Source organism: Noviherbaspirillum phoenicis (genome assembly GCF_047237965.1).
GTDB lineage: Bacteria > Pseudomonadota > Gammaproteobacteria > Burkholderiales > Burkholderiaceae_D > Noviherbaspirillum_A.
Genome location: NZ_JBDFLX010000001.1, coordinates 845,387 through 868,795, shown reverse-complemented (window position 1 = coordinate 868,795; position 23,409 = coordinate 845,387). Strand labels below are relative to the sequence as shown.

General features: G+C 67.4%; 23 protein-coding genes. 12 read left to right on the top strand and 11 right to left on the bottom strand.

The window, feature by feature from the left end:
* Positions 1–2: 2 nt before the first annotated feature.
* Positions 3–2,837, top strand: a complete 2,835-nt coding sequence (locus ABC383_RS04050) for an Hsp70 family protein (protein ID WP_413012093.1) — start codon at positions 3–5, stop codon at positions 2,835–2,837.
* A gap of 34 nt (positions 2,838–2,871) precedes the next feature.
* On the opposite strand, the gene ABC383_RS04045 is transcribed toward ABC383_RS04050, so the two are convergent.
* Complete coding sequence (locus tag ABC383_RS04045; protein ID WP_413012092.1) at positions 2,872–3,240, bottom strand: DUF423 domain-containing protein; 369 nt, start codon at positions 3,238–3,240, stop codon at positions 2,872–2,874.
* A 257-nt stretch (positions 3,241–3,497) separates the two neighbouring features.
* Between ABC383_RS04045 and ABC383_RS04040 the strand changes: the two genes are divergently transcribed.
* Positions 3,498–4,049 carry an ATP-dependent Clp protease proteolytic subunit gene (locus ABC383_RS04040; RefSeq protein ID WP_413012091.1) on the top strand — a complete coding sequence of 184 codons (552 nt, stop codon included), beginning with the start codon at positions 3,498–3,500 and terminating at the stop codon, positions 4,047–4,049.
* 96 nt (positions 4,050–4,145) lie between these two features.
* Here the strand turns inward: ABC383_RS04040 and ABC383_RS04035 are convergent, their stop codons facing one another.
* The gene (locus ABC383_RS04035; RefSeq protein WP_413012090.1) at positions 4,146–4,466 is read right to left on the bottom strand and encodes a KGG domain-containing protein; all 321 of its coding nucleotides are present in this window, start codon (positions 4,464–4,466) and stop codon (positions 4,146–4,148) included.
* 360 nt (positions 4,467–4,826) lie between these two features.
* Between ABC383_RS04035 and ABC383_RS04030 the strand changes: the two genes are divergently transcribed.
* The 3 genes from ABC383_RS04030 (at position 4,827) to ABC383_RS04020 (ending at position 8,392) form a co-directional block, all read left to right on the top strand.
* Entirely contained in the window at positions 4,827–5,285 is a 459-nt protein-coding gene (locus ABC383_RS04030; protein ID WP_413012089.1) for a hypothetical protein, read from the top strand.
* A 335-nt stretch (positions 5,286–5,620) separates the two neighbouring features.
* On the top strand, positions 5,621–6,514 hold the full coding sequence (locus ABC383_RS04025) for an isoaspartyl peptidase/L-asparaginase (RefSeq protein ID WP_413012088.1): 894 nt from the start codon (positions 5,621–5,623) through the stop codon (positions 6,512–6,514).
* Between the two features lie 36 nt (positions 6,515–6,550).
* Positions 6,551–8,392, top strand: a complete 1,842-nt coding sequence (locus tag ABC383_RS04020) for a Mur ligase family protein (protein ID WP_413012087.1) — start codon at positions 6,551–6,553, stop codon at positions 8,390–8,392.
* A gap of 55 nt (positions 8,393–8,447) precedes the next feature.
* Here ABC383_RS04020 and ABC383_RS04015 read toward each other — a convergent pair whose 3' ends face one another.
* From ABC383_RS04015 to ABC383_RS04005, 3 genes are read right to left on the bottom strand one after another with little or no spacing between them, the layout of a single operon-like run.
* Positions 8,448–8,858 carry a bacteriohemerythrin gene (locus ABC383_RS04015; RefSeq protein WP_413012086.1) on the bottom strand — a complete coding sequence of 137 codons (411 nt, stop codon included), beginning with the start codon at positions 8,856–8,858 and terminating at the stop codon, positions 8,448–8,450.
* Positions 8,855–9,292 carry a universal stress protein gene (locus tag ABC383_RS04010; protein ID WP_413012085.1) on the bottom strand — a complete coding sequence of 146 codons (438 nt, stop codon included), beginning with the start codon at positions 9,290–9,292 and terminating at the stop codon, positions 8,855–8,857. The genes ABC383_RS04015 and ABC383_RS04010 overlap by 4 nt, the downstream gene beginning before the upstream one ends.
* Before the next feature lie 15 nt (positions 9,293–9,307).
* Positions 9,308–9,457 carry a hypothetical protein gene (locus tag ABC383_RS04005; protein ID WP_413012084.1) on the bottom strand — a complete coding sequence of 50 codons (150 nt, stop codon included), beginning with the start codon at positions 9,455–9,457 and terminating at the stop codon, positions 9,308–9,310.
* A 65-nt stretch (positions 9,458–9,522) separates the two neighbouring features.
* Between ABC383_RS04005 and ABC383_RS04000 the strand changes: the two genes are divergently transcribed.
* Entirely contained in the window at positions 9,523–12,180 is a 2,658-nt protein-coding gene (locus ABC383_RS04000; protein WP_413012083.1) for a bifunctional diguanylate cyclase/phosphodiesterase, read from the top strand.
* Positions 12,181–12,317: 137 nt separating this feature from the next.
* Here ABC383_RS04000 and ABC383_RS03995 read toward each other — a convergent pair whose 3' ends face one another.
* The 4 genes from ABC383_RS03995 to ABC383_RS03980 all read right to left on the bottom strand — a co-directional run bounded on the left by ABC383_RS03995 (position 12,318) and on the right by ABC383_RS03980 (position 15,691).
* On the bottom strand, positions 12,318–13,319 hold the full coding sequence (locus tag ABC383_RS03995) for a tripartite tricarboxylate transporter substrate binding protein (protein ID WP_413012082.1): 1,002 nt from the start codon (positions 13,317–13,319) through the stop codon (positions 12,318–12,320).
* An 87-nt stretch (positions 13,320–13,406) separates the two neighbouring features.
* Positions 13,407–14,606 (bottom strand): AI-2E family transporter, encoded by a 1,200-nt coding sequence (locus ABC383_RS03990; RefSeq protein WP_413012081.1) that lies wholly within the window; start codon positions 14,604–14,606, stop codon positions 13,407–13,409.
* A gap of 99 nt (positions 14,607–14,705) precedes the next feature.
* Positions 14,706–15,032, bottom strand: coding sequence for a BON domain-containing protein (locus ABC383_RS03985; protein WP_413012080.1), 327 nt, complete (start codon positions 15,030–15,032; stop codon positions 14,706–14,708).
* Between the two features lie 83 nt (positions 15,033–15,115).
* Positions 15,116–15,691: a hypothetical protein gene (locus ABC383_RS03980; RefSeq protein ID WP_413012079.1), complete on the bottom strand. Its 576-nt coding sequence runs from the start codon at positions 15,689–15,691 to the stop codon at positions 15,116–15,118.
* A 270-nt stretch (positions 15,692–15,961) separates the two neighbouring features.
* Here ABC383_RS03980 and ABC383_RS03975 point away from each other — a divergent pair, with 270 nt between their 5' ends.
* On the top strand, positions 15,962–16,174 hold the full coding sequence (locus tag ABC383_RS03975; protein ID WP_194711081.1) for a glycine zipper 2TM domain-containing protein: 213 nt from the start codon (positions 15,962–15,964) through the stop codon (positions 16,172–16,174).
* Between the two features lie 99 nt (positions 16,175–16,273).
* On the opposite strand, the gene ABC383_RS03970 is transcribed toward ABC383_RS03975, so the two are convergent.
* Entirely contained in the window at positions 16,274–16,975 is a 702-nt protein-coding gene (locus tag ABC383_RS03970; RefSeq protein WP_413012078.1) for a Crp/Fnr family transcriptional regulator, read from the bottom strand.
* Positions 16,976–17,178: 203 nt separating this feature from the next.
* Here ABC383_RS03970 and ABC383_RS03965 point away from each other — a divergent pair, with 203 nt between their 5' ends.
* The 4 genes from ABC383_RS03965 to ABC383_RS03950 all read left to right on the top strand — a co-directional run bounded on the left by ABC383_RS03965 (position 17,179) and on the right by ABC383_RS03950 (position 22,077).
* A complete protein-coding gene (locus ABC383_RS03965; protein WP_413012077.1) occupies positions 17,179–17,997 on the top strand; it encodes a YiaD family glycine zipper/OmpA-like lipoprotein in 819 nt (272 codons plus the stop codon).
* A 228-nt stretch (positions 17,998–18,225) separates the two neighbouring features.
* The gene (locus ABC383_RS03960; protein ID WP_413012076.1) at positions 18,226–19,470 is read left to right on the top strand and encodes a D-amino acid dehydrogenase; all 1,245 of its coding nucleotides are present in this window, start codon (positions 18,226–18,228) and stop codon (positions 19,468–19,470) included.
* Complete coding sequence (locus ABC383_RS03955; protein ID WP_413012075.1) at positions 19,463–20,587, top strand: NAD(P)/FAD-dependent oxidoreductase; 1,125 nt, start codon at positions 19,463–19,465, stop codon at positions 20,585–20,587. The genes ABC383_RS03960 and ABC383_RS03955 overlap by 8 nt, the downstream gene beginning before the upstream one ends.
* Complete coding sequence (locus tag ABC383_RS03950; protein WP_413012074.1) at positions 20,584–22,077, top strand: NAD(P)H-hydrate dehydratase; 1,494 nt, start codon at positions 20,584–20,586, stop codon at positions 22,075–22,077. Before ABC383_RS03955 ends, ABC383_RS03950 begins: the two co-directional genes overlap by 4 nt.
* Here the strand turns inward: ABC383_RS03950 and ABC383_RS03945 are convergent.
* Positions 22,043–22,756 (bottom strand): ABC transporter ATP-binding protein, encoded by a 714-nt coding sequence (locus ABC383_RS03945; RefSeq protein ID WP_413012073.1) that lies wholly within the window; start codon positions 22,754–22,756, stop codon positions 22,043–22,045. The two genes, ABC383_RS03950 and ABC383_RS03945, sit on opposite strands and share 35 nt — an antisense overlap.
* Before the next feature lie 25 nt (positions 22,757–22,781).
* On the opposite strand from ABC383_RS03945, the gene ABC383_RS03940 reads away from it, so the two are divergent.
* Complete coding sequence (locus tag ABC383_RS03940) at positions 22,782–23,405, top strand: arylesterase (protein WP_413012072.1); 624 nt, start codon at positions 22,782–22,784, stop codon at positions 23,403–23,405.
* Positions 23,406–23,409: the final 4 nt, after the last annotated feature.

Genomic DNA, 23,409 nt, shown 5'->3' with positions numbered 1-23,409 from the left:
GCATGGCGAAACAGGCGCCTGAACGCGGCGCCGGGACGCGCGGCGGCGAGCCGCGCCGGCACACCCCGGCGAGCGCCTACATCGTCGGCATCGATCTCGGCACCACCAATACCGTGGTTGCCTACGCCGCCCCCGGCGACGACGCGGTGCGCCTCTTCGCCATCGAGCAGCTGGTGGCGCCGGGCGAGGTGCGGGCCGAGCCGCTGCTGCCTTCGCTGCGCTACCATCCGGCCGCCGGCGAGTTTGCGCCCGGCGCGCTGCGCCTGCCCTGGAGCCGGGCCGACGAGCCGGCCGTGATCGGCCAGCTTGCGCGCCGGCTCGGCGCCCAGGTGCCGGGACGGCTGGTGTCGTCCGCCAAGAGCTGGCTGTCGCACGCGGCGGTGGATCGCACCGCGCCCATCCTGCCCTGGGGCGCGCCGGACGACGTGGCAAGGATATCGCCGCTGGACGCCAGCGCGAGCTACCTGGCGCATGTCAGGAGCGCCTGGAATGCGCATTTCCCGCAGCATCCGCTGGAACGCCAGGACGTGGTGCTGACCATCCCGGCCTCGTTCGACGAAGGGGCGCGGGCGTTGACGGTGCAGGCGGCGCGCCTGGCCGGCCTGCCGCGGCTGCAGCTGGTGGAGGAACCGCAGGCGGCGCTGCATGACTGGCTGCACCGGCACCGCGACCGGCTGGCCGACGAACTGGCGGCAAGCCGCCTGATCCTGGTGGCCGACGTCGGCGGCGGCACCACCGACTTCAGCCTGATCCGGGTGGCGATGGACGACGGCCAGCCGGTGCTGGACCGCATCGGCGTCGGCCAGCACCTGATGCTGGGCGGCGACAACATGGACCTGGTGCTGGCCCACCTGGCGGAGTCGCGGCTGCACCCGGCCCAGCCGGGCAGCGCGCCGCAGAAGCTGTCGGCCAGCCGCATGTCGCAGCTGATGGAGCGCTGTCGCGCGGCCAAGGAGCAGCTGCTCGCGACTGACGCCCCGGAGCAGGCGCCAGTCACGCTGCTGGGCGGCGGCAGCCGCCTGGTCGGCGCGGCGCGCTCGGTGGAGCTGGGCCGCGAGGAAGTGCGGCAGCTGCTGGTGGACGGTTTTTTCCCGCGCGTGCCGGCGAACGAAACCAGCCGGCCGCGGCGCGGCGGCCTGGTCGAATTCGGCCTGCCGTATGCCAGCGACGCCGCCATCACCCGTCACCTGGCCGGCTTCCTGCAACGGCATACGGCCGATGCGCGGCAGGCCCTGGGCCTGGAGGCGGACGACCGGCACAGCCCGGCGATGCCCGACACGCTGCTGCTTAACGGCGGCGTGTTCCGCGCAAACGCGCTGTCGGAGCGGCTGATCGACGTGCTGCAGGCATGGCGCAGCGCGCCACTGACCCTCCTTCACAACGACAACCCCGATGTGGCCGTCGCGCGCGGCGCGGTGGCCCATGGACTGGCGCGTCGAGGCCAGGCGCAGAAGATCGGCGGCGGCGCGGCCCGCAGTTATTTCCTGGCGCTGGAAGGCGGCCAGCAGGCTGGCGAGCCGGCCGTCTGCATCCTGCCGCGCGGCAGCCAGCCTGGCGCCGAACTGCTGCTGGAGGAACGGGTTTTCGGACTGCGACTGGGCCAGCCGGTGCGTTTCCATCTTGCCGCGTCGACGGGTGCGGCCACCGCCGGCGAACTGGTCGACCTATCCGCAACCGATGCGCAGCGCCTGCCGCCGCTGGCGGCGGTGCTGCCGGCGGACCAGGGCCGCGGCAAGCAGGAAATGGAAGTGCGGCTGGCCAGCATGCTGACGGAACTGGGAACGCTGCAGGTTTCCTGCGTGGCCGCGCACGACCCGGCCCGGCGCTGGGAACTGGAGTTCCAGCTGCGCGGCGTCGAGGCCGGGCCGGAGGCCGGCGAGCCCGGGCTGCCGTCCGGCTTCGCGGAGGCGGTGCAGAAAATCGAGCGCGTCTTCATCCAGCGCGGCCAGAATCTGCCGCCCAAGGAGATCCGGCAGTTGCGCCTGCACCTGGAGAAGCTGCTCGGCAGCCGCGAGCGCTGGGACCTGCCGCTGCTGCGCAAGCTCTACGACGCGCTGTGGAAAGGCGCGCGCGGCAGGCGCCGCTCGGCCGACCATGAACGGCTGTGGCTCAACCTCGCCGGCTACTGCCTGCGCCCCGGCATCGGCTATCCGCTGGACGACTGGCGCATCGAGCAGCTCTGGACCATTTTCCCGGAAGGCGCGCAGCACCGCGCCGACAGCCAGGTATGCGCCGAGTGGTGGACGCTGTGGCGGCGGGTGGCGGCCGGGCTGCCGGCCGAGGCGCAGCTGCGGCTGCTGGAGGATTTTGCGTTCAACGTGCAGGCCGACGAACGGGAGCGCAAGCGCCGTCCGCCGACGCTGACGCCGGGCGGACTGGATGACATGCTGCGGCTGGCGGCTTCGCTGGAACGCATCCCCGGCGCCTACAAGGTCGAGATCGGCGACTGGCTGCTGGAACAGCTGCAGGCCCGGCCGGACCAGCGCCTGATGCTCTGGGCCTTGGGCCGGGTAGGCGCCCGGGTGCCGGTGCATGGCAGCGCGCATGAAGTCGCGCCGGTGGAAGCGGCGTCGGCCTGGTTGGAATGGCTGCTGACGCTGGACTGGCGTCGCATCGAGCCGGCCGCCTTTGCTGCTGCCCACATCGCCCGCCTGACGGGCGACCGCAGCCGCGACCTGCCGGACGCGCTGCGCCAGCGGGTGGCCGAGCGCCTGCGCATGGCGCAGGCGGCGCCCGCCTGGAGCGCGATGGTGCTGGAAGTGGTGGAACTGGAAGAAGCCGACGAACGCCGGATGCTGGGCGACACCCTGCCGCCCGGGCTGAAGCTGCTGCAGTGAGAAAGTCTGGGGCGGCCATCCGCCCGGCGGGTTTTCAGCCTTTCAGCACGGCCCAGGCCAGGCAGGCCCAGGCGGCCAGCCAGGCCAGCCCGCCCAGCGGCGTGATGGCGCCCAGCCAGCGTATGCCCGACAGGCTCAGCAGGTACAGGCTGCCGGAAAACAGCACGGTGCCGACGATGAACAGGTAGCCGGCCCTGTTGGCCAGGCTGCCGGGCCAGCGGCTGATGACCCAGGCCGTGGCGATCAGCGCGAACGCGTGGTACATCTGGTAGCGCACGCCGACTTCAAATACGGCCATCATGTCGGCATCCAGCCGCTGCTTCAGCCCATGCGCGCCGAAGGCGCCGGCGGCCACGCCGATGAATGCCGATGCGGCGCCGCAAACAACGAAGAATTTTTCCATCCGGGCATTATAAGAGCGTCGGGCCAAATGTTTCTGGACGGCCGGCGAAGCTGGTGGGAAAGCGGTGCGAGCAGGCCAGGGACATGGCGCATGTGCGGGAGTGGCTGCTGGCAAGACATAGCAAGGGTCATGACATGCCGCACTTTCCTCCAGGCGGGCGCCCGCTTCCGCTGGTCGGGTGGCTGCTGAACAAACCGGCCGCGGCGCACTCTGATCCGTATGGCGCAGCGCAGCGCCGGATGACGAGGAGGAAGCGGATGACCCAAGACGCAGGCAATGAGGCCTGGTACACCCTGTCGGGCGATGTGAACGATTCCATGGTGCGGCGCGTGTTCGACGCGCTGGCCCAGATGGCGCAGGATGGCGTGACCACCGCGCATCTGCTGGTGCATTCCCACGGCGGCTACATCAGCGACGGCATCTGCCTCTACAACGTGCTGTCGGCGTCGCCGGTGCGCTTCATCATGTACAACGCCGGCGTGGTGGCGTCGATTGCCGTAACGCTGTTCCTCGCCGGCGAGCGCCGCTATGCGTCGGAAACGGCCCGCTTCATGATCCACAAGTCGCATGCGTCGCCGCATTCCGGCATTGCCGCCGATGAACTGGCCGTGGTGGTGGAAGGCTTGCGCGCCGACGACAGCCGAACCGAATCGGTGATGCGGCGGTTTCTGAAGCTCACCCCGGCGCAGCTTCAGGTACATGCCCACACCGACCTGCATCTGACTGCCCGCGATGCGCTCGCCGCCGGCCTGGTCGACGAAATCCGCGACTTCAGCCCGCGCCCCGGCGCCAGGCTCTGCAATATCTGAAGCCGGGCCGCCTGCCGTCCGGGCAAATATCAGTAGGACAAATGCAAAGCGGCGGATGCGCCCCGCATCCGCCGCTTTGCCTGATTCCGGTGTTCCTTACTTCTGGTTCTTGTGGCTTTGGCGGCCAGCCTCCGCGTGCTGCTCGCTGGTGCCGCCGCGGGTCGAACCGCCGCCCTCGTTGCCGGCCGACGCGCTGCCCTGATTGCCGCTGTTCTTGCGACTGTTCTTGTGGCTCATGCTGCCGGCACGGCGTGCTTCTTCCGAAGTGAATTCATGCGCATTGCCGCTGCGATGTGCCGCCCGTCCGCCTTCGCTGGCGATGGCCCGCTGCTGGTTCGGGTCCATCGATGCGAATCCGCGCATGCTGGTTCGGTCGCCCTGCTTGCCCTGCTTGGAGTCTTGCTTGGTGGAAGCCATGATATTCCTTTCTGAAAGAGTCAACGAAAGTCAGATGCACTGCCCGCTTCACTGGCTTTATCGACAGTGACGGCATCGGCACTGACTCATCCTAATGAACGCTCATCTATCGCTGTATAGGACGAAGGATGACTCTCTTGTCAGAAATGCATACCTAACTGCCGGCTTAGCGCCACCCATCCGTGCGGGAAAATTTCCCCTGGCCATGCCTGCGCGTTGCGATGGCAGGCCGATGAAAACGGCCAAAGCTTGTCCGAACACCCCTCGGGCGACAGTTGATTGAACTCCGCCTGCAGCCATTTTCTAACCGGCATGCGCGGCGATTACCGCCTTGCGCCTCTTTTCCATTAGGAGCACTTCATGAAGAGCAAACTTATTGCCACGCTGCTGACTTCCCTGCTTGCTGCCGGATCGGCCTACGCCCAGCAAGGCGGCAGCCACGACAGCCATCCATCCGGCCACGCCAGCGAGGCGCCTGGCAAGGGACTGATGGACGGCGCAGCCACGACGGAAAAACGCGGCCCGAAAGGCACCAGCCGGCATGACAGCACGCCGTCGGTAAGCCGTCAGCACAGCGCATCCGGCACCCCGGGCGCCACCAATGGCAGCGACCGCATGTCCGGCGCATCCGGCACCTCCAGTTCCGGCGCCACCGGCACCGGCCAAGGCGCGGCCGGCATGGAAAGCGGCAACAGCCGCCAGCTGGGCACGGGCAATAAATCCTCGGGCACCGCCGGCTCGGCAGGCGGCAGCGGCGCTTCCAGCGCGGCAGGCTCCGGCGGCATGGGCGGCGGCGCCACCGGCGGCACGATGCGCTGACCGGGTTGGCTTGATGGATGGATTTTCCGGGCAGGCGGCGCAGCCTGCGCCGGGAGAATAGTGAACCCCACGCGCAGGGAAATGCATTGTCGTGATGCTGAAAACGCATGGCGCGGCAGGATTGCCACGGTCCTCGCCTCGCCTCGTCACGCTTGGTCGTAAACGGCGATTCTTCTGGCAGCGGGTTTGTCGTTTGGTTTTTCGGAAAGCGTAAAAACTTTATCGATAGTTGCATTTTTTAATCTGTGTAGCTCGACGCTTGCCTGCTATGTCAACCATCGCACATACACAGTGCGATTGATGCGCCAGAATTGATGCTTCGATCGGGATGGTGAATGATGAACGGGCATGCGGGAAGAATGGCGGTAATCGTGCATGGCGGGGCTGGGGCGCCCAGCCTTTATGCGGATGGTTGCGTGCGCGCCGCCCACGCCGCCATTGCGGCAATGCGCGACGGCGATGCCTTGGACGGCGCCGTCGCCGCCGTGGTGACGATGGAGGATGACGGCCGCTTCAACGCCGGCAGCGGCTCGGTGCTGGGCCTTGACGGCGCGACGGTCGAAATGGATGCGGCGGTGATGGACACCCGCGGCCGGCTGGGCGCCGTGGCCTGCCTGCAGGGCATCAGCAATCCGGTGCGGGTAGCGCGCTCGGTGGCGGAAACGCCGCACTGGCTGCTGGCCGGCGACGGCGCGCGCCGGTTCGCCGCGCAGGTTGGCCTGCAGCAGCCGCATGTGATCAGCGAGCATGCGCGCCGGCGCCATCAGGAACTGAAGGAGCGCATGGCCAGTGGCAGCCCTGCCCTGCCCGGCGTCGACAACCAGGCCTTCGACACATACTGGAACTACCCTGCGCCCCAGGGCGGCGACACGGTTGGCGCCGTTACCCGCGACGCCCAGGGCCACTTTGCCGTTGCCGGCTCCACCGGCGGCACCGCGCCGGCACTGCTGGGGCGGGTTGGCGACACGCCCATCATCGGCAGCGGCTTTTACGCCGGACCGCATGGCGCGGTGGCCGCAACCGGCATCGGCGAACAGATCGTGCGGCACCTGCTGGCCCATACCGTCTACAGCTGGATTGCCGAGGGCGTGCCATTGAAAAAGGCGCTGAGCCGGGCCATCGATTTCTTCCCGGAGGAAGTCGATATCGGCCTGATCGCCGTAAGCCGCACCGAGGCCGGCAGCAAGAGCAACCGCGACATGCCCATCGATTACCTCGAACATGAGTAATGCCCACGCCGCTGCCTGCACCAGCGCCAGCAACCGATGAATCTGACCGAACTGCGCTTCCTGCGCGGCCCGAACCGTTACGCCAGACAGCCTTGCCTGATGGCCGTGATCGAACTTGGCCATGACATTCCCCCGACGCCTCTTCCGGAAGCGGCCGCAGCGCTGCTGGCATCGCTTGCCGGGCCGGCGCTTGCCAGGCATGCCACCGCGGTTCACCTGGTCTGCGCCCTTGCGCAAGCCCTGCAGCGTGCGGCCGGCTGCACGACCGCCTTCTGGACCGTGCGCCAGGAGCATGGCTGGCCGCAGCGCTACCGGATCGCATTGGGCTATCGGATCGAAGCGCTTGCCGAAAGCGCGCTGGAGCAGTCGATGCAGATCACAGCCCGTTTGCTGCAGGGCCAGGCGGCCGATGCCGATGCCGCAGCGGCACTGTCCAGCCTGCGCCTGCTTGCGCAGCAGCATGCGACGCCACCCGGCGCGGCGGCCATCGCCAGGGCGGCGCTGGCGCGGCGGATTCCATTGCAGACGCTGGCCGAGCCGGGACAGCCGGCACAGCTTGGCTGGGGATACAGGCAGCAGCGGCTGCATGTGGCCGACGCGGCCGAGATGGACTGCATGGGGGCGGAACCTGCCAGGCAGGCAGCCGGCGCCCTCCTCGATACGCTGTTCCCACATGGCGGCGACGGCCGCATTCCCGTCATTGCCGTTGCCGGCACCAATGGCAAGACCACCACCACGCGCATGCTCGGGCATGCGCTCACGCGCGCCGGCCTGCGCACGGGTATTGCCACGACCGAAGGCATACACGTGGCCGGCCAGCAGATCGACGAGGGCGACTGCACCGGTTACTGGTCGGCCCGCATGGTGCTGGAAGCCGCGCACGCCGAGGTCGCCGTGCTGGAAACGGCGCGCGGCGGTTTGCTCAAGCGCGGCCTCGGCTTCGATCGCTGCGATGTGGCGGTGATGCTCAATGTCAGCGCCGACCATCTCGGCATGGACGGCGTGCACAGCGTGGAAGAGCTGGCGGAAGTGAAATCGGTGGTGGCCCGCTCGGCGCGCAGGGCGGCGGTGCTGAATGCGGAGGATGGGCACTGCGTGGCGATGCGCGCCCGGCTGGGACGCGGCGTCGAGGTGATCTACTTTTCGATGGATCATGCGGCGCCCGTGCTGCTGCGCCATCTGGCGCAGGGCGGCCGCGGCGTCTACCTGCAAGACGGCCGCATCATGCTGGCCAGCCAGGGGCGGCACCGTCCATTGATCGGGGTGAACGCCATGCCTGCCGCGCTGGGCGGCCATGCGATGCATAACGTCGCCAATGCCATGGCGGCCACGGCGGCGCTGATCGGCGCCGGGCATGCGCCGGAACTGGCGGTGGCAGGGCTGGCCAGTTTCGTCTCGGACGCGGCCGGCAATCCGCTGCGCGCCAACCTGTTCGAGGCGGGCGGCATCGCCATCCTGGTCGACTATGCCCACAACAGCGCCGCCTGCGCCAGCCTGGTGGCGATGGCGCGCTCGCTGTGCAGCGGCAGGCTGCGCGCCGTGATCACCGTGCCGGGCGACCGTCGCGATTGCGACCTCGCCGATATCGGCCGCATCTGCGGCGGCGGTTTCGACGAACTGCTGGTCTACGAGGCCGAACCCCGCGGACGGCCGCCGGGCGATACCGCGGATCACCTGCTGGCCGGAGCCCGGCAAGCGGGCGTCGGCTGGAGCGATGCCGAACCGGATGTCAGGCAGGCGCTGGCGCGCATGCTGGCCCGTTGCCAGCCAGGCGACATGCTGGTTTTTACCTGCGGCGGCTCATTGGATGACCTGGTTGCCGTGCTGCGTCCGCTTTATCCGGAGGCAGCGCAAACGGTCGCGAGGCAGCTGGGGTAGGAGGCGCCCGCAAGGCCGCTTCCGTTTGACAGCCAGGCGCTGCGCCGCAGCGCGATCAGACGCTGGCCTGTGCGCCCTGGGTGCATAGCGCCATCGCGCTGTCCATGGTTTCGATATGCAGCAGGAACCAGCCGGGCATCAGCGCGACCACTTCCCTTCCCGGCGCAAGCTCGCCGGCCATCACTTGCCTGGCCACATGGTGCAATCCGCCCAGCACCCGGGCATGCTGTTCGCGATGGCTGGGCAGGCCCGAGAAGCTGCTGGCTTCCATCAGGTCTTCCTCCTCGCGGAAGTCCTTTTCGACCTGGGCGACAAAGCGCGCATAGCTTTCCGGGAATTCGGCATCGGCCATGTCGGCCAGCCTCGCCAGTTCGTCGAGCAGGTCGCGATGGGCGGCATCCACCGCCGGCAGGCCCAGTGTCAGGCGCGGCGCCCATTTGCCATTGCCAGAAGTCGCCGCGGTCATCGGAACACCATCACTGGCAATGTGCTGTGCGCCAGCACTTTCTGGGTTTCGCTGCCCACGAACAGCCTGTTGACGCCCTTGCGGCCATGGGAGGCCATGAAGATCGCATCGCAGCCCAGTTCATCGGCCAGGCGCACGATTTCCTCGTAAGGACTGAACGACAGCGCGACCCGGGTTTCGCAGGGCACGCCCGCGGCGCGCGCCGCCTCCGCCACTTCGTCCACGTGACGTCGCGCCTGGTCCTGCATCTGCTTTTCATACCGGGTCTGGTCCGGCAGAAAGGCGGATTCGGACAGCGCGGAGTACGGGAACGGCTCCGCTACCGACACCGCCGTGATGCGTGCGCCGGCCTCCCTGGCGAAACCGACGGCGGCCTGCACCGCCTTGGCAGACAGCGGCGAGCCGTCCGTAGGCACCAGCAGATGTTTAAACATGGCACTCTCCTCTGGTCATTTCAGGTTGTCATCAAAGCCAGCCCATGCTAGAACCCCGCCTTGCGGTTTCCCTTGCGTTACATCAAAAACCGCCGAGTGCTGTTTGCCGCGCCCGGACGATGCAATAATGCGCCCCAAGCTGATGAAAGACAGCAAGCCTGACATGGTTGGCGATGCCAACCGCAAGCTGTGCTGGCCTGGCCGGAGACGTTTTTACCTTGAAGATACAGATGAACAGATTGCCGCGCCTGGCAATCGCCCTGCCCGTGCTGTGCGCATTGGTCATTGCGCTGATATGGATCATGGTCAGCGCCAAGGCAGTACGGGAGCGCCGCCTGGCCGAAGCGGGGGCCACGCTGCATGCGCAAGCGCTTTCACGTTCCTACGCCGAGCAGTTGCAGCGCACCGTCAGCGAAATCAACCAGATCACATTGACGCTGAAGTACTACTGGGAGAACACCAGCCAGCGGCCCTCTCTGGAAGACCAGGCTGGCCACGGCTTGTATCCACCCACATCCAAGCTCTACGTGGTGGTGTTCGACCGTCACGGACGCAACCTGTCCAGCACCATGCCCAATCCATCGCCGCAAAGCGTGGCTGACCGGGAATACTTCAGGGCGCACCAGGGCAGCGCCGATGTCGGCCTGTTCATCAGCCAGCCCTATATCAGCCGCTCATTCGGCAGGCCCGTGATCGCCTTCAGCCGGGCGCTGCGCGACCGCAATGGCGGGTTCGATGGCGTGATCCTGGTTGCGGTCGAACCTGCCGTCCTGCTCTCCTTCTTTGACCAGTCCAGCATGAGCGGCCAGGACCTTATTGCGCTGCACCGCCTCGACGGCGCCCTCGTCGCCGCCAGGACGGGCGACAGCGCGCAGGCAGGACACGCGCTACTGGCGTCCACGCCGGGGCCGCAAGGCGATGCCGGCGTGCTGCCAGGCAGTGCCGGCCAGTTCAGCGATGGCGCGGCGCGCATTCTGGCATGGCAACGGCTTGCGGATTATCCGCTGGTGGCAACAGCCGGTCTTGCCACCAGCCAGATCTACATCGCTGCCCAGGAAGCCGCGCTGACCGACCGGCGCTATGCCACGACCCTGACCGTGGTGCTGATCATCGCTGGCATTGCAGGCATGCTGGCTTCCCTGCGCGCCGCCGCCCATGCGCAGCGCGAGGCGCGCATCAAGGACACCTACCGGCTGGCCACCGACGGCGCCCGCGAGGGCTTTTTCATGGTGCGCAGCCAGACCGATGGCCAGGGCCAGATCATCGACTTCCAGGTCGAAGACTGCAACGAGCGCGGCGCCGCCTTCGTCGGCTATGCGCGCGCCGCACTGATTGGCAAGTCCTTCAGCGAGCTATACCGCGGCGCCGCGCTGAACAAGGTCATGCACATCTTCCGCCATGCCATGGACGAGGGTTTCCACGAGGATGAATTCCAGGTCAGCGCCGTCGGGCGCGACCGGCCCCTGTGGCTGCACCGCAAGCTGGTCCGGTCCGAGGATGCGCTGGCAATGACGGTGCGCGACATCTCCGACTCGCGCGCGCATGCCGAGCAGCTGGCCCGCATGGCCAATGAAGATGCGCTGACCACGCTGCACAACCGGCACTGGCTGATGCAGACCATGCCCCAGATGCTGGCAAGGGCGCAGGCCGGCGGCGGCATGCTGGCCCTGCTGTTCTTCGACCTCGACGATTTCAAGAACATCAACAACACCCTGGGCCATGCGGCCGGCGACCAGTTGCTGCGCATGACGGCGCTGCGGCTGCGCAGCGCGCTGCGCCCCGGCGACCATGGCGTGCGCCTGGGCGGCGACGAATTCACCGTGATACTGGAGCAGATCGGCAGCGCTGATCAGGTCGAAGCCATTACCGCGCGGGTGGTGGATGCGCTGTCAACGCCATTCGTGCTCGCCGACGGCAGCCGGCACGCGGTGCATGCATCCATCGGCATCAGCATGTACCCTGCCGACGGCGAGGACGCGGAGACGCTGATCAAGCATGCCGACATTGCGATGTACGCCGTCAAGGCCAGCGGCAAGGGACAGTTCCGGTTCTATCATGCGGACCTGTCGGCCAGCCTGGTGCAGCGGCTGGCGCTGGAGCAGGCGCTGCGCGATGCGATCGAGGGCGACCAGTTCCTGGTGCATTACCAGCCGCGCGTCGACACCTTCACCGGCGAGCTGCGCAGCATGGAGGCGCTGGTGCGCTGGCAGCATCCGCAGCGCGGCATGGTGCCGCCGCTGGAGTTCATCCCGGTGGCCGAGTCCATGGGGCTGATCCTGACGCTGGGCGAGCAGGTGGCCGACAAGGTGTGCGCCCAGCTGGGCGCCTGGCAAGGTCTGGGCCTGCCGCCAGTGCCGGTGTCGATCAATGTCTCGGCCCAGCAGTTCAACCAGGGCGACGTGGCGGCGATGCTGGCGGACTGCATGGCGCGCCACCGGATAGACGCGGGGCTGCTGGAAGTGGAGCTGACCGAGTCCTGCATGCTGGCCGCCGACCGTCCGGTGGCGGAGCAGCTGGCCGCGATCAAGGCGCTGGGCGTGCGGCTGCTGGTGGATGATTTCGGCACCGGCTATTCCTCGCTGTCGCAGCTGCAGCAGCTCGATCTCGACGTGCTCAAGGTCGACCGCGCATTCACGTCGCAGCTGGGCTCCGGCGCGCAGGGCGTGGCCTTCTTCCGCGCCATCGTATCGATGGCGCATGTGCTCGAGATGAGCGTGGTGGCCGAGGGCGTGGAAACCGAGGAAGAACTGCGGCTGCTGCGCGAGCTTGCCTGTGACGAGGTGCAGGGCTATTACATTTCACGGCCCCTGCCGCCGGACGCGATGGAGGCGCTGATGCGCCGCGCCGTGGCGCAGGCAGGCGTGCATCCCGCTGTGGACGGCGCATGACGCCTGCCAGAGGTTGCACCGGCGATGGTCTGGTCTTTGGAACGCTTCCGGCGCTTCGGGCCTGACCAGTTAATCGATACCGGCCAGTTTATCTCTGGCCTCGCCTGGGCTGGTCGGGCCGGAAGCGCCTCAGTCGCCTAGTCGACCTTGGCGCCGGACGCCTTCACCACCGCCGCATACTTCTTCAGCTCGGCCTGGATCAGCGACGCGAACTGCTCGGGCGAGGTGGGCGACGGCTCGGCGCCCAGCTTGCTCATGCGCTCCCGCACGTCGGCCGACTGCAGCGCCTTGCGGATCTCCGCATTCAGGCGCTCCACCACCGGGGCCGGCGTACCGGCCGGCGCCAGCACGCCGAACCAGGTATTGATGTCGAAGCCGCCCAGGCCTTCGGCCTTGCCGGCTTCCGAGATCGTCGGCAGATCGGGCACGGCCTCTGCACGCCTTGCCGTGGTGACCGCCAGCGCCTTGAGCTTGCCGGCGCGGATGTTCTGGCTGGCCGATGCCAGGTTGTCGAACATCAGGTCGGTCTGGCCGGCAAGCAGGCCCAGCTGGGCAGGCGCCGCGCCGGCATAAGGAATATGCACCATGCTGACCTTGGCCATGGACTTGAGCAGCTCGCCGGCCAGATGCCCGGCGCTGCCGTTGCCGCCGGACGCGAAGTTGAGCTGGCCCGGATGGGCGCGGGCATACTTCACCAGGTCAGGCACGGAAGCGATGCCGTTGCGGCTGGCGATGTCCGGATTCATCACCAGCACATTGGGCACGCTGGCCACCAGCGACACGGGCGCGAAGTCGCGCACCGGGTCATAGGGCATCTTGGCGAACAGCGTCGGATTGATGGCATGGGTCGCCACCGCGCCCATCACGATGGTGTAGCCATCGGCCGCGGACTTGGCCACGATGTCGGCGCCAAGATTGCCGCCGGCGCCGGGCTTGTTGTCGACGATGACCTGCTGGCCCATGCCGTCGCGCATTTTCTCGGCAAGCATCCGGGCAATCGCATCGAGCGGGCCGCCGGCCGGATACGGCACGACGAAGCGGATCATCTTGGAAGGATAGGCCTGCGCCAGCGCGGCGGGCGCAGCGGCAAGCAACAGGGAGGCGGCAATGCCGCGCAACAGGGATCGACGCAGGTTCATGGTGGCCATCGTGTTGTCAAATGGGCGCCATTGTAATGCCCGGCCATACCAAACGGAAAGCCTGCCGCGCCGGCGGCGGGCGCCGCATCACTCGCCCAGCAGCTCCGCCACTGACTGCAGCCCTTCGACATGCTCGGCGATCACCTTCATCACCACGATGATGGGCACGCCCAGCAGCAGCCCCCAGATACCCCACAGCCAGCCCCAGAACAGCAGGCCGATGAAGACCGCGGCGGGATTCATCTTGGCGATGCGCCCGGTCATCCAGGTGGTGACGAAGGTGCCGACCACGGTCGCCACGCCCAGCGAGATGCCGGCCACCAGGAAGGCGGTGGAGGCGGTGCCGAACTGCAGGAAGGCGGTGACGCCGGTGGCGATCGTGATCAGCAGCGGCCCGAAATAGGGAACCAGGTGCAGGAAGCCCGCGGCCGCGGCCCAGGCGCCGGCATTTTCCAGGCCGATCCAGTGCAGCGCGATCCACATCATCGCCGCCAGCAGCAGGTTGGTCACCAGCAGCATGAACATGTAGTTCTGGATCGACGTGTTGATGTCGTCGAGTATCTGTACCGTGATTTTTTTCTGGCTCAGGGTCGGCCCGGTAAGCTTGACCAGCTTGCGCTTGAAGGTGTCGCCCGACAGCAGCAGGAAAAACACCAGGAACAGCACCATGGTGGTTTGCCCGACCAGGCCCACCGCGCCCAGCGAGCCGGCCCAGACCCAGTCGCCTATGCGCAGCTTGGGGGACTCAGGCACCACGACCGTGCGCGCCGGCGGCTTGTTGCCTGCCGCCTGGCTGGTGGCCTTCTCGATTTCGGCCGCGGCTTCCTGCATCTGCTGGATCGCCGACTTCTTGCCCTGCTGGGCATGCGCCACTGCGCTGGAGATCTTGTGCGCGGCCTCCGGCAGGCCGTCGATGATGGATTGGAACTGGGTGCGCAGGGTGTTGGCCGCGGCCGCCGCGCCGAGCGTGAGCACCAGCATTACCAGGGTGGTGCCGACCACGCGCGGCATGCGCATGCGCTGCAGCCAGAGGACCACGGGATTCAAGGTATAGGAGATGAAGATGCTGAACATCACCGGGATCAGGAATTTCTGTGACCACTGCAGCGCATACAGAAAGGCCACCGAGGCGATGATGCATAAAGCCAGGCCGCGGGCGTCGACGGCCACGCGGGGATTGACTGTCAGCGCCGGTTCGGCGCCGGGACGTTCGACCGGAACGATGTCGGGTTCCGGATTGCGGGTTGCGCTTGGCGCCTGCGGTGCAGCTTCAAAAGGTTTGTTCATTGTCGTTTCTTGCGCTGGCGCAGCCGCTTCATGCAAGGGCCGGCATACCGCCGCGCGCCTCGCGGCGGCCGGTATCGCCGGCCCCTCCCTGCCCGGATTTTACTTCAGGCGGATGTCGTTCTTGACAGACGTCACGCCTTCGATGCCGCGTGCCACCGTGCCGGCCTTGGCAGCCTCTTCGCGGGTAGCGACGAAGCCGCTCAGCTGCACCGTTCCCTGGTAGGTCTCGACATTGATCTCGCGCGCCTTGAGCATCGGGTCATTGACCAGCGCTGCCTTGACCTTGGTGGTGATCAGGGCGTCGCCTGCGTATTGCTTGGGCGACTCGGTCTTTTCGCTCTTGGCGAACGGGCCGGATGCGCAGCCGGTCAGGGCCAGCATGGATGCGGTGAAGACGGCGGCTGCAATGCGTTTGGTGATGGTCATGATGATTTCCTTTGTTTTATTGATGTTTCAAATTTGCCTTCTTGCGAAGGCATCCTCGGTCTTCCGCGATCGCGGAGCTCCCTTTACTCGCTGTACTGCGCCCGGGCCAGAGTCATGCAGGCCTCCTTCGCAGCGCCAGCCAGGGCGTCACATTTTTCACGCGCCGCCCTGTAGTAAGCCTTTTTTCTTTCTTCCTTGTCGCGATTGCGCGCCTCGGTCACGCGCAGGTCCGACCTGGCGTCGGCCGTGACTGCCAGGCGCTCTGCCTTGGCCTGCCGCATGCAGTCGGCCCGCGACCCGGCGGGACCAAGCTTGCAGCGCGCCCTGGCGACGTCATGGTCGGCGTCCGCCGCTGCGATGCGCGCATCGGTTCTGGCCTGGGCCGTATTGCGCCAGTGGGCGACCGCTTCGGCAGTCGCCTTTTTGTATTCGCCCTTTGCCTGGGCCAGACAAAGGGCGCGGCTGTCGCCATCCTGCCTGCAATGCCTTGCATCGGCGGTGTAAGTGGCGCGCGCTCCTTCCATCGACTCGCGGTATTGCCGCAGACGCTCGTTGTCGGCAGCGCCGGCCGCAGCGCTCGCCAGCAGCGAGGCGCATGCCAGCGCGGCGATGCAGCGCTTGCGTTGATTGCCTTTGCCGGATGGGATTGCCTTTGCCATATCTTCACGCCCGCCGTTTCGCAGCCAGGCCTTTTCGTCATGGCCGCAGTGTCCCGCAACGGCCCGCTGCATTCAGTACGCTAACGAACATAGATGCGCAGGTTTATGCATCAGTGCAATGCAGGCAAGCGCGGCGGGACAGCTGTAGTGCTTGGTACGGCAGCGCACAGACACTTTCCAGGCGCCATCCTATGCTGAGGAGGATCGGGCGTGAATGACGCGCCTGACCAGGTGCGATTTCTTAACCCGACGGAACCAAGGAGAGAAAAAATGAAGATCATCAAGCAGTCCATGGCAGGTATCGTGGTTGTGGCCGCGCTGGTCGGCATCGGCGGCTGCTCGGGCATGTCGCCGCAGACCCGCAACACCGCCATCGGCGCAGGCGTTGGCGGTGTTGCCGGCAATGTCCTTACCGGCGGCAGCACGATGGGAACGGTGGGTGGCGCCGCGGTTGGCGGTTTGATCGGCAACCAGGCGAAGTAATACAGTCTGCACAAGGGCGCGCGGCATTGAACTGGCCGCGCCCTTGTCGCTTTGTCGTTCCTTGCAACATCAGGCAGGCAGAAGAATCAGAAAACCTGCCTATGTTTCGGCCAGCTTCTTCACCAGCGCATAACAGCCGCACGACGCCACTTCCAGTCCGTGCCGGTCCAGGATCCGTATTTCCCCGCGGCTGTAGCTGATCAGCCCGCGCTGCTGCAAGCTAGTGGCCGCCTTGGTAATTCCCACCCGCCGCACGCCCAGCGCCAAGCCCAGGATTTCATGCGTCAGATGCAGCGCATTCGACTGCACCCGGTCACGCATCATCAGCAGCGATCGGGCAAGGCGCGCTTCCAGCAAATGGAAATGACTGCAGAACGCGGCCTGGTTCGCCTGCACCAGCAGGCCATGGGCATGGCGGGCCACGGCCTGCGCCAGCTCGGGATGCCGGCCCAGCGCGAGGCGAAAGGCGTCGGCCGGCATGCGCAGCGCCATGCCGCCGCGCCGGACCACGGCATGCACCGGCGACACCATGCTGCCCAGCGCAACGGCAATGCCCGCTACCCCTTCATCGCCAACCAGGCCGACTTCCAGCGTCATGCGCTGGCTTGCCACGGCCATGAAGGAGATCACCACGTCGTCGGGGAAGTACACCTGATCGATCCGCCCGCCCTGCTCATGCAGCGCGCTGCCGGCGTCGAGCGATACCCGATCCAGCAAGCCGTCACGCAGCAGGGCATGCAACGCGCCCGCTGGCAGTGCGGCCAGCAGTTGATTGCACGGAACGGCGTCAATGTCGGTCATCGGGAGTCATCGGAACAAGTCTGTATTCGATGCGGATCGGCTGATCCAGCGCAAGAAGGCTTGCATCAATGGTGTCTAGCGTAGCTTTCTTGCATGCACCCGTATGTACGCCAGCGTACAGTGCCGGGAGCCGTCATCGGTGACAATTCGGCCAGGCTGAGCCGCGCGCCAGCTTTTGTCTTACCAAAGAAAAAGGATGCCCTATGCGTAAATTAACGATCTCCATGCTCACTGCCGTCCTCGCCGTCTCGGGTTGCGCGGACATGAACCAGACCCAACGCGGCACTGCCACCGGCGCTGGCGTGGGCGCAGGCCTGGGCGCCGTGCTGGGCGCCGCGACCGGCGGCGGCGGCGGACGCCGTACAGCTACCGGCGCGGTGCTGGGCGGCGCGGCTGGCGCCGTCATCGGCAACGTCTGGTCCGCACGCATGGAAAACCAGAGGCGGACCATGGAGCAGGCAACGCGCGGCACCGGCGTTCAGGTGACCCAGACCCAGGACAATCGTCTGAAACTCGAGATCCCGAGCGACATTTCCTTCGATACCGGCCGCGCCGACATCAAGTCGAACTTCCGCCCCATCCTCGACCGTTTCGCCAGCGGCCTGGTGGAAAACCCGGCTGCGCAGGTCACCATCATCGGCCACACCGACAGCACCGGCAGCGATGCGCTGAACAACCAGTTGTCGATCGACCGCGCCGCCAGCGCGCGCAACTACCTGGCCAGCCGCGGCGTGGCGCAGCAGCGGGTTGCCATCGAAGGGCGTGGCGAACGGGAGCCGATCGCGTCGAACGACAACGAGGCCGGCCGGGCACGCAACCGCCGGGTCGAGATCTATGTCGCCGAGCCGCAGCAGCAGGCGCAGGGCCCGCAATACCAGCAGCCTCAGTACCAGCAACCGCAATACCAGCAACCCCAGTACCAGCAACCCCAGTATCAGCAACCGCAGTATCAGCAACCGCAGTATCAGCAACCGCAGTACCAGCAACCGCAGTACCAGCAACCGCAGTACCAGCCGCGCTGATCGTCGCTGACTGCCCGGCCGGCGTGTGCAATTTCAGACGATTGCCCGCACCGGCCGCGGCTGGAGCGGGCTATCAATTGTGCTGGGCAAGGTTTGCGGATACTCTATGCAACTCTTCGCAGCCGCCTTGCCCCGCATGCCTTACTCAGATTCCTCTTCACACCACGCGCCGCTGAACCTGCGGCGCCGCACTCATCAGGCTGCACCACCTCTCGGGAACCGGATTCAATGCAGATAGCCGTTGTCGGCGGTGGCGTGGCGGGCGTGTGCACCGCCTATTTCCTGGCGGCGGCAGGGCATCAGACCGTCGTTCTCGAGCGCTACAGCAATGTGGCGCTGGAAACCAGCTTCGGCAATGCCGGCCTGATGGCGCCTGCCCATGCCGCGCCCTGGGCTGCGCCCGGCATGCCGCAGAAGCTGCTGTCCTATCTGTTCAAGCCGGAGTCCCCGGCGGTGCTCAAGCCCGGCATGAGCCCCACGCTATGGCGCTGGATGCGGCGCTGGCTGGCCGAGTGCGATATCGGGCGCTTCCAGGTCAACAAGTTGCGCATGCAGCGCCTGGCGCTCTACAGCAACGAACTGATGCATCTGCTGCGCGAGCATTACGCCCTGCAGTACGAGCAGACCAGCGGCCTCTTGCAACTGTTTCGCAGCCAGACCGAACGCGCGCTGGCGCAGCCGCTGCTGTCGCTGCTGGAAGAGGCCGGGCTGCCGCACCGCCTGATCGATTCCGACGATGCCAGGCTGATCGAGCCCGCCCTGGCCTATCACACCCCGTTGAATTCGGCGCTGCACCTGCCGGGCGATGAAGCCGGCAACTGCCCGCTGTTTACCCGCCAGCTGCGCGTGATTGCCCAGGAGATGGGCGTGGTGTTCCACTTCGACAGCGCGGTCGACGCGATCGAAGCCGACCGCAACGGCGTGACCCTCGCCATCGGCCAGCAGCGCTTCGCCGCCGACGCCGTCGTGATTGCCGCCGGCTACGACAGCCTGCCGCTGCTGCGCCGGCTCGGCATCCGGGTACCGCTGTATCCGGTCAAGGCCTATTCGGCATCGGTGGCCATCCGCAACTTCGACCAGGCGCCGCTGGCGTCGGTCGCCGACGAGAGCTACAAGGTATCGGTGACCCGGCTCGGCACCCGGATCAGGGTGGCCGGCACGGTGGAGCTCGGCTTCCCCGCGCCCGAACTGCGCGAGGCGGCGTTGCGCACCCTGGTCAAGGTCGGCGAGGACTGGTTTCCCGACGCGGCGAATTACAATGCCTCCAGTTTCTGGAGCGGCGTCTGGCCGATGCTGCCCGACGGCGTGCCGCTGGTCGGCCCGACAGCGCTGCGCAATGTGCATCTCAACATTGGGCATAGCGCATCGGGCTGGGGCATGGCGGCCGGTTCGGGCAAGCTGGTCGCCGACCTGATCTCGGGACAGACTACAGATATTGATACGGAAGGACTCACACTTGCACGTTATGGATAAGACGGACGTCATTGTTATCGGCGCCGGCGTCGTTGGCCTGGCAGTCGCGCGCGCGCTGGCCCAGGCCGGGCGCGAAGTGATGGTGGTGGAATCGCACCCCGCCATCGGCATGGAAACCAGTTCACGCAACAGCGAGGTCATCCACGCCGGCCTCTACTACCCGAGCGGCAGCCTCAAGGCGGCGCTGTGCCTGGCCGGCCGCGATGCGCTGTACGACTACTGCGCCGAGCGCGGCATCGCCCATCAGCGCTGCGGCAAGCTGGTGGTCGCCACCAATACCGCGCAGCATCAGCGCCTGGCCGAAATCGCCGCCCAGGCGCATGCCAACGGCTGCACGGAAGTGCGCATGATCAGCGCCGAGGAAGCCAGGGCGATGGAGCCGGCGCTGCAGTGCACCGCCGCCCTGCACTCGCCCATGACGGGCGTGATCGACAGCCACGGCTACATGCTGGCGCTGCAGGGCGACGCCGAACATGCCGGCGCGGTGATCGCGTTCGCCAGCCAGGTGCTGTCCGGCGAGCGGCGCGACGACGGCATCGTGCTGCGGGTCGCCGAAGCCGGCGCCGGCAGCGACGACGAGGGCTTCCTGCTGCATGCCCGCACCGTGGTCAATTGCGCCGGCCTGTGGGCGCCGCGCATCGCGCGCAGCATTGCCGGGCTGGATGAGGCCAGCATCCCGCGCGCCTGGTTCGCCAAGGGCAACTATTATTCGCTGGCCGGCCGTGCGCCGTTTTCACGGCTGATCTACCCGGTGCCCGAGCCCGGCGGCCTGGGCGTGCATCTCACCCTCGACCTGGGCGGCCAGGCACGCTTCGGTCCCGACGTCGAGTGGCTGGAAGACGAGCAGATCGACTACCTGGTCGACCCGGCCCGGGCCGACCGCTTCTATGCCGAGATCCGGGCCTACTGGCCGGCGCTGCCCTCGCATTCGCTGCAGCCGGCCTATGCCGGCATCCGGCCCAAGATCAGCCCGCCGGGCGCGCCTGCCGCCGACTTCCTGTTCGCCTCCCATGGCAGCGGCCATTACCTGGGCCTGTATGGCATCGAGTCGCCCGGCCTGACCGCCTCGCTTGCCATCGCTGACCATGTGCTTGGACTGACCCAGGCATTGTCATGACGCCGGCGCGCAGCCTCTACAGCGTGGCCGAGGTGCGCGCCATCGAACGCGCGGCGCTGGCGGCCGCCCCTACCGGCGCGCTGATGCGCCGCGCCGGCGCGGCCGCCGCCGATCTCGCCATGCGGCTCCTGCCGGCTGGCGGCCGGGTGCTGGCGCTTGCCGGCCCCGGCAACAATGGCGGCGACGCGATGGAGGCGGCGACGCTGCTGGCGGGCCGGGGCTGGCCGGTGGCCATCGATTTTCGCGGCAATCCATCCGCGCTGTCGGCCGATGCGGCGGATGCGCTGCGCCGGGCGCAGGCCAGCACGGGGCAGTTCGGCCAGGCCGACATGGCGGCCGGCTGGGACCTGGTGCTCGATGGCCTGTTCGGCATCGGCCTGGCCCGGCCCATCGCGGGCGACCTGGCGGACCTGGTGCGCGCGGTGAACCGCCTGCGCTGCCCGGTGCTCGCCCTGGATGTGCCCAGCGGCCTGGATGCCGACACCGGCGCCATCGTCGGCCCCGACGGCGTGGCCATCCAGGCCAGCCATACCCTGACCTTCATCGCCGACAAGCCGGGCCTGCATACCGCCGATGGCTGCGACCACGCCGGCCTGGTGGACGTCGCCAGCCTGGAGATCGACCCGTCGCTCTTTCCGGCGCCGGGCGCGTGGCTGGCCGGCGCCGACTTGTTTGCGGCCTGCCTGCGGCCGCGCCGGCAGAATTCCCACAAGGGCAGTTTCGGCGATGTCGCCATCCTCGGCGGCGCCCAGGGCATGTCAGGCGCAGCGGTGTTGGCCGCCCGCACCGCCGCGCTGAGCGGCGCCGGCCGCGTGTTCGCCGGTTTCCTGGCCGATCCGCCGGCCTATGATCCGCCGCATCCGGAAATCATGTGCCGCCGCGCCGCCGATCTCGACCTGGAACACGCCACCCTGGTGGCCGGCCCCGGACTGGGCAGCAGCGGCCAGGCCCGCTCCATGCTGTCCCAGGTGCTGGCCGGCGCGGCGCCGCTGGTGCTGGACGCGGATGCGCTGAACATGGTGTCCGCCGGCGCCGACCTGCGCACGGCGCTGGTCAGCCGCGGCGGCGCGCTGCTCACGCCGCATCCGCTGGAAGCGGCCCGCCTGCTCGGCTGCAGCGCCGCCCAGGTGCAAGCCGACCGGCTGGCTGCGGCGCGCCGTCTCGCCACCGACTTTGGCGCGGTGGTGGTATTGAAAGGCGTGGGCAGCGTGATTGCCCGTCCGGACGGGCTGGTGGCGATCAATGTCACCGGCGGGCCGGCGCTGGCCACCGCCGGCACCGGCGACGTGCTGGCCGGCCTGTGCGGCGCACTGCTGGCGCAGCATTGGCCGGCATGGGAAGCGGCGTTGGGGGCGGTATGGCTGCATGGCGCCGCCGCCGACAGTCTGGTGGATCAGGGCATAGGCCCGGTCGGCCTGGTGGCCAGCGAGCTGCCGCGAGCGGTGCGGACCTGTCTCAACCAGCTGATACGCGCAGCTGCTGATCGTTGACCAGCCGGCCGGCCGCAATCGTGATGGTGCGTTCGCACAGCGCGGCAATCGCGGTGTCGTGAGTGACCAGCACCAGCGTCGACCCGCGCTCCCGGTTCAGCGCAAACATCAGCTCGATCACCGCGTCGCCAGTGGCGGCATCCAGGCTGCCGGTGGGTTCATCGGCAAACAGCAGCGGCGGCTCGCTGACGAAGGCGCGCGCCAGCGCCACCCGCTGCTGCTCGCCGCCCGACATGTATTTCGGATAATGGCCCAGCCGCGCCTTCAGGCCGACGCGCTCCAGCATGGCCGCGGCCCGGGCGCGGGCATCGCGGTCGCCGCGCAACTCCAGCGGCAGCATCACGTTTTCCAGCGCGGTCAGATGCGCCAGCAGCTGGAATGACTGGAACACGAAGCCCAGTTGTTCCTTGCGCAGGCTGGCGCGGCCATCCTCGTCCAGCGCATAGATATCGGCGCCATTGAGCAGCACCGTGCCTTCGGACGGCGTATCCAGACCGGCCAGCAGTCCCAGCAAGGTGGACTTGCCCGAGCCGGACGCGCCGACGATGGCAAGCGTGCCGCCCGCCTGCACTGTAAAATTCACATCCTTCAGAATGGTGAGTTCACCGGCCGCATCGGCGACCCGCTTGCTCAGGTGGGAAACTTCAATCGCAACTTCGGCATTGATCGGTGCAGGCATGCAGGCAATCTTGGAAAGGATATCGATGGTTGGGAAAATACGGCGCGTTCTGCTGATGACCGCGCTGCTGTGCGCCACGGCGAGCGCCTATTCTGCATCAAAAACCCTGCTCGTGCTGGGCGACAGCCTCTCCGCGGAATACGGCCTGGCGCGCGGCAGCGGCTGGGTCGCGCAGCTGGAAAAACGGATCAAGGCGGAAAACCTGGACGTGCGGGTGGTCAACGCCAGCATCAGCGGCGACACCACCAGCGGCGGACGCACCCGCCTGCCGGCGCTGCTGGACAAGCACAAGCCCGACGTGATGGTGCTGGAACTGGGCGCCAACGACGCGCTGCGCGGCCTGCCGGTCGCGTCCACTGAGGACAACCTGCGCGCGATGATCAGCGCCGCCAAGGGCATCCATGCCCGCGTGCTGCTGGTCGGCATGCAGATCCCGCCCAACTACGGCCCGGACTACACCCGCCAATTTGCCGCGGTGTTCAACAAGCTCGCCACCGCGCAGAAGGTGCCGCTGGTGCCCTTCTTCCTGGAACGGCTCGTGGAACGGCCGGAGCTGTTCCAGAGCGACCGCCTGCATCCCACCGCGGACGCCCAGCCGCTTCTGCTCGACACCGTCTGGCCACGGCTGCAACCCCTGCTCGTAAAGTGATTCA

Coding starts and splice junctions, on each gene's coding strand:
- ABC383_RS04050 (WP_413012093.1), top strand. CDS start 3: ATGGCGAAACAGGCGCCTGAACGCGGCGCCGGGACGCGCGGCGGCGAG.
- ABC383_RS03965 (WP_413012077.1), top strand. CDS start 17,179: ATGCGTAAATTAACGATCTCCATGCTCACTGCCGTCCTCGCCGTCTCG.
- ABC383_RS04025 (WP_413012088.1), top strand. CDS start 5,621: ATGATGAACGGGCATGCGGGAAGAATGGCGGTAATCGTGCATGGCGGG.
- ABC383_RS04045 (WP_413012092.1), bottom strand. CDS start 3,240: ATGGAAAAATTCTTCGTTGTTTGCGGCGCCGCATCGGCATTCATCGGC.
- ABC383_RS03985 (WP_413012080.1), bottom strand. CDS start 15,032: ATGACCATCACCAAACGCATTGCAGCCGCCGTCTTCACCGCATCCATG.
- ABC383_RS03955 (WP_413012075.1), top strand. CDS start 19,463: ATGGATAAGACGGACGTCATTGTTATCGGCGCCGGCGTCGTTGGCCTG.
- ABC383_RS03970 (WP_413012078.1), bottom strand. CDS start 16,975: ATGACCGACATTGACGCCGTTCCGTGCAATCAACTGCTGGCCGCACTG.
- ABC383_RS03990 (WP_413012081.1), bottom strand. CDS start 14,606: ATGAACAAACCTTTTGAAGCTGCACCGCAGGCGCCAAGCGCAACCCGC.
- ABC383_RS03995 (WP_413012082.1), bottom strand. CDS start 13,319: ATGAACCTGCGTCGATCCCTGTTGCGCGGCATTGCCGCCTCCCTGTTG.
- ABC383_RS04030 (WP_413012089.1), top strand. CDS start 4,827: ATGAAGAGCAAACTTATTGCCACGCTGCTGACTTCCCTGCTTGCTGCC.
- ABC383_RS03975 (WP_194711081.1), top strand. CDS start 15,962: ATGAAGATCATCAAGCAGTCCATGGCAGGTATCGTGGTTGTGGCCGCG.
- ABC383_RS03940 (WP_413012072.1), top strand. CDS start 22,782: ATGGTTGGGAAAATACGGCGCGTTCTGCTGATGACCGCGCTGCTGTGC.
- ABC383_RS04005 (WP_413012084.1), bottom strand. CDS start 9,457: ATGTCAGGCTTGCTGTCTTTCATCAGCTTGGGGCGCATTATTGCATCG.
- ABC383_RS04035 (WP_413012090.1), bottom strand. CDS start 4,466: ATGGCTTCCACCAAGCAAGACTCCAAGCAGGGCAAGCAGGGCGACCGA.
- ABC383_RS03945 (WP_413012073.1), bottom strand. CDS start 22,756: ATGCCTGCACCGATCAATGCCGAAGTTGCGATTGAAGTTTCCCACCTG.
- ABC383_RS04000 (WP_413012083.1), top strand. CDS start 9,523: ATGAACAGATTGCCGCGCCTGGCAATCGCCCTGCCCGTGCTGTGCGCA.
- ABC383_RS04040 (WP_413012091.1), top strand. CDS start 3,498: ATGACCCAAGACGCAGGCAATGAGGCCTGGTACACCCTGTCGGGCGAT.
- ABC383_RS03980 (WP_413012079.1), bottom strand. CDS start 15,691: ATGGCAAAGGCAATCCCATCCGGCAAAGGCAATCAACGCAAGCGCTGC.
- ABC383_RS03960 (WP_413012076.1), top strand. CDS start 18,226: ATGCAGATAGCCGTTGTCGGCGGTGGCGTGGCGGGCGTGTGCACCGCC.
- ABC383_RS04020 (WP_413012087.1), top strand. CDS start 6,551: ATGAATCTGACCGAACTGCGCTTCCTGCGCGGCCCGAACCGTTACGCC.
- ABC383_RS03950 (WP_413012074.1), top strand. CDS start 20,584: ATGACGCCGGCGCGCAGCCTCTACAGCGTGGCCGAGGTGCGCGCCATC.
- ABC383_RS04015 (WP_413012086.1), bottom strand. CDS start 8,858: ATGACCGCGGCGACTTCTGGCAATGGCAAATGGGCGCCGCGCCTGACA.
- ABC383_RS04010 (WP_413012085.1), bottom strand. CDS start 9,292: ATGTTTAAACATCTGCTGGTGCCTACGGACGGCTCGCCGCTGTCTGCC.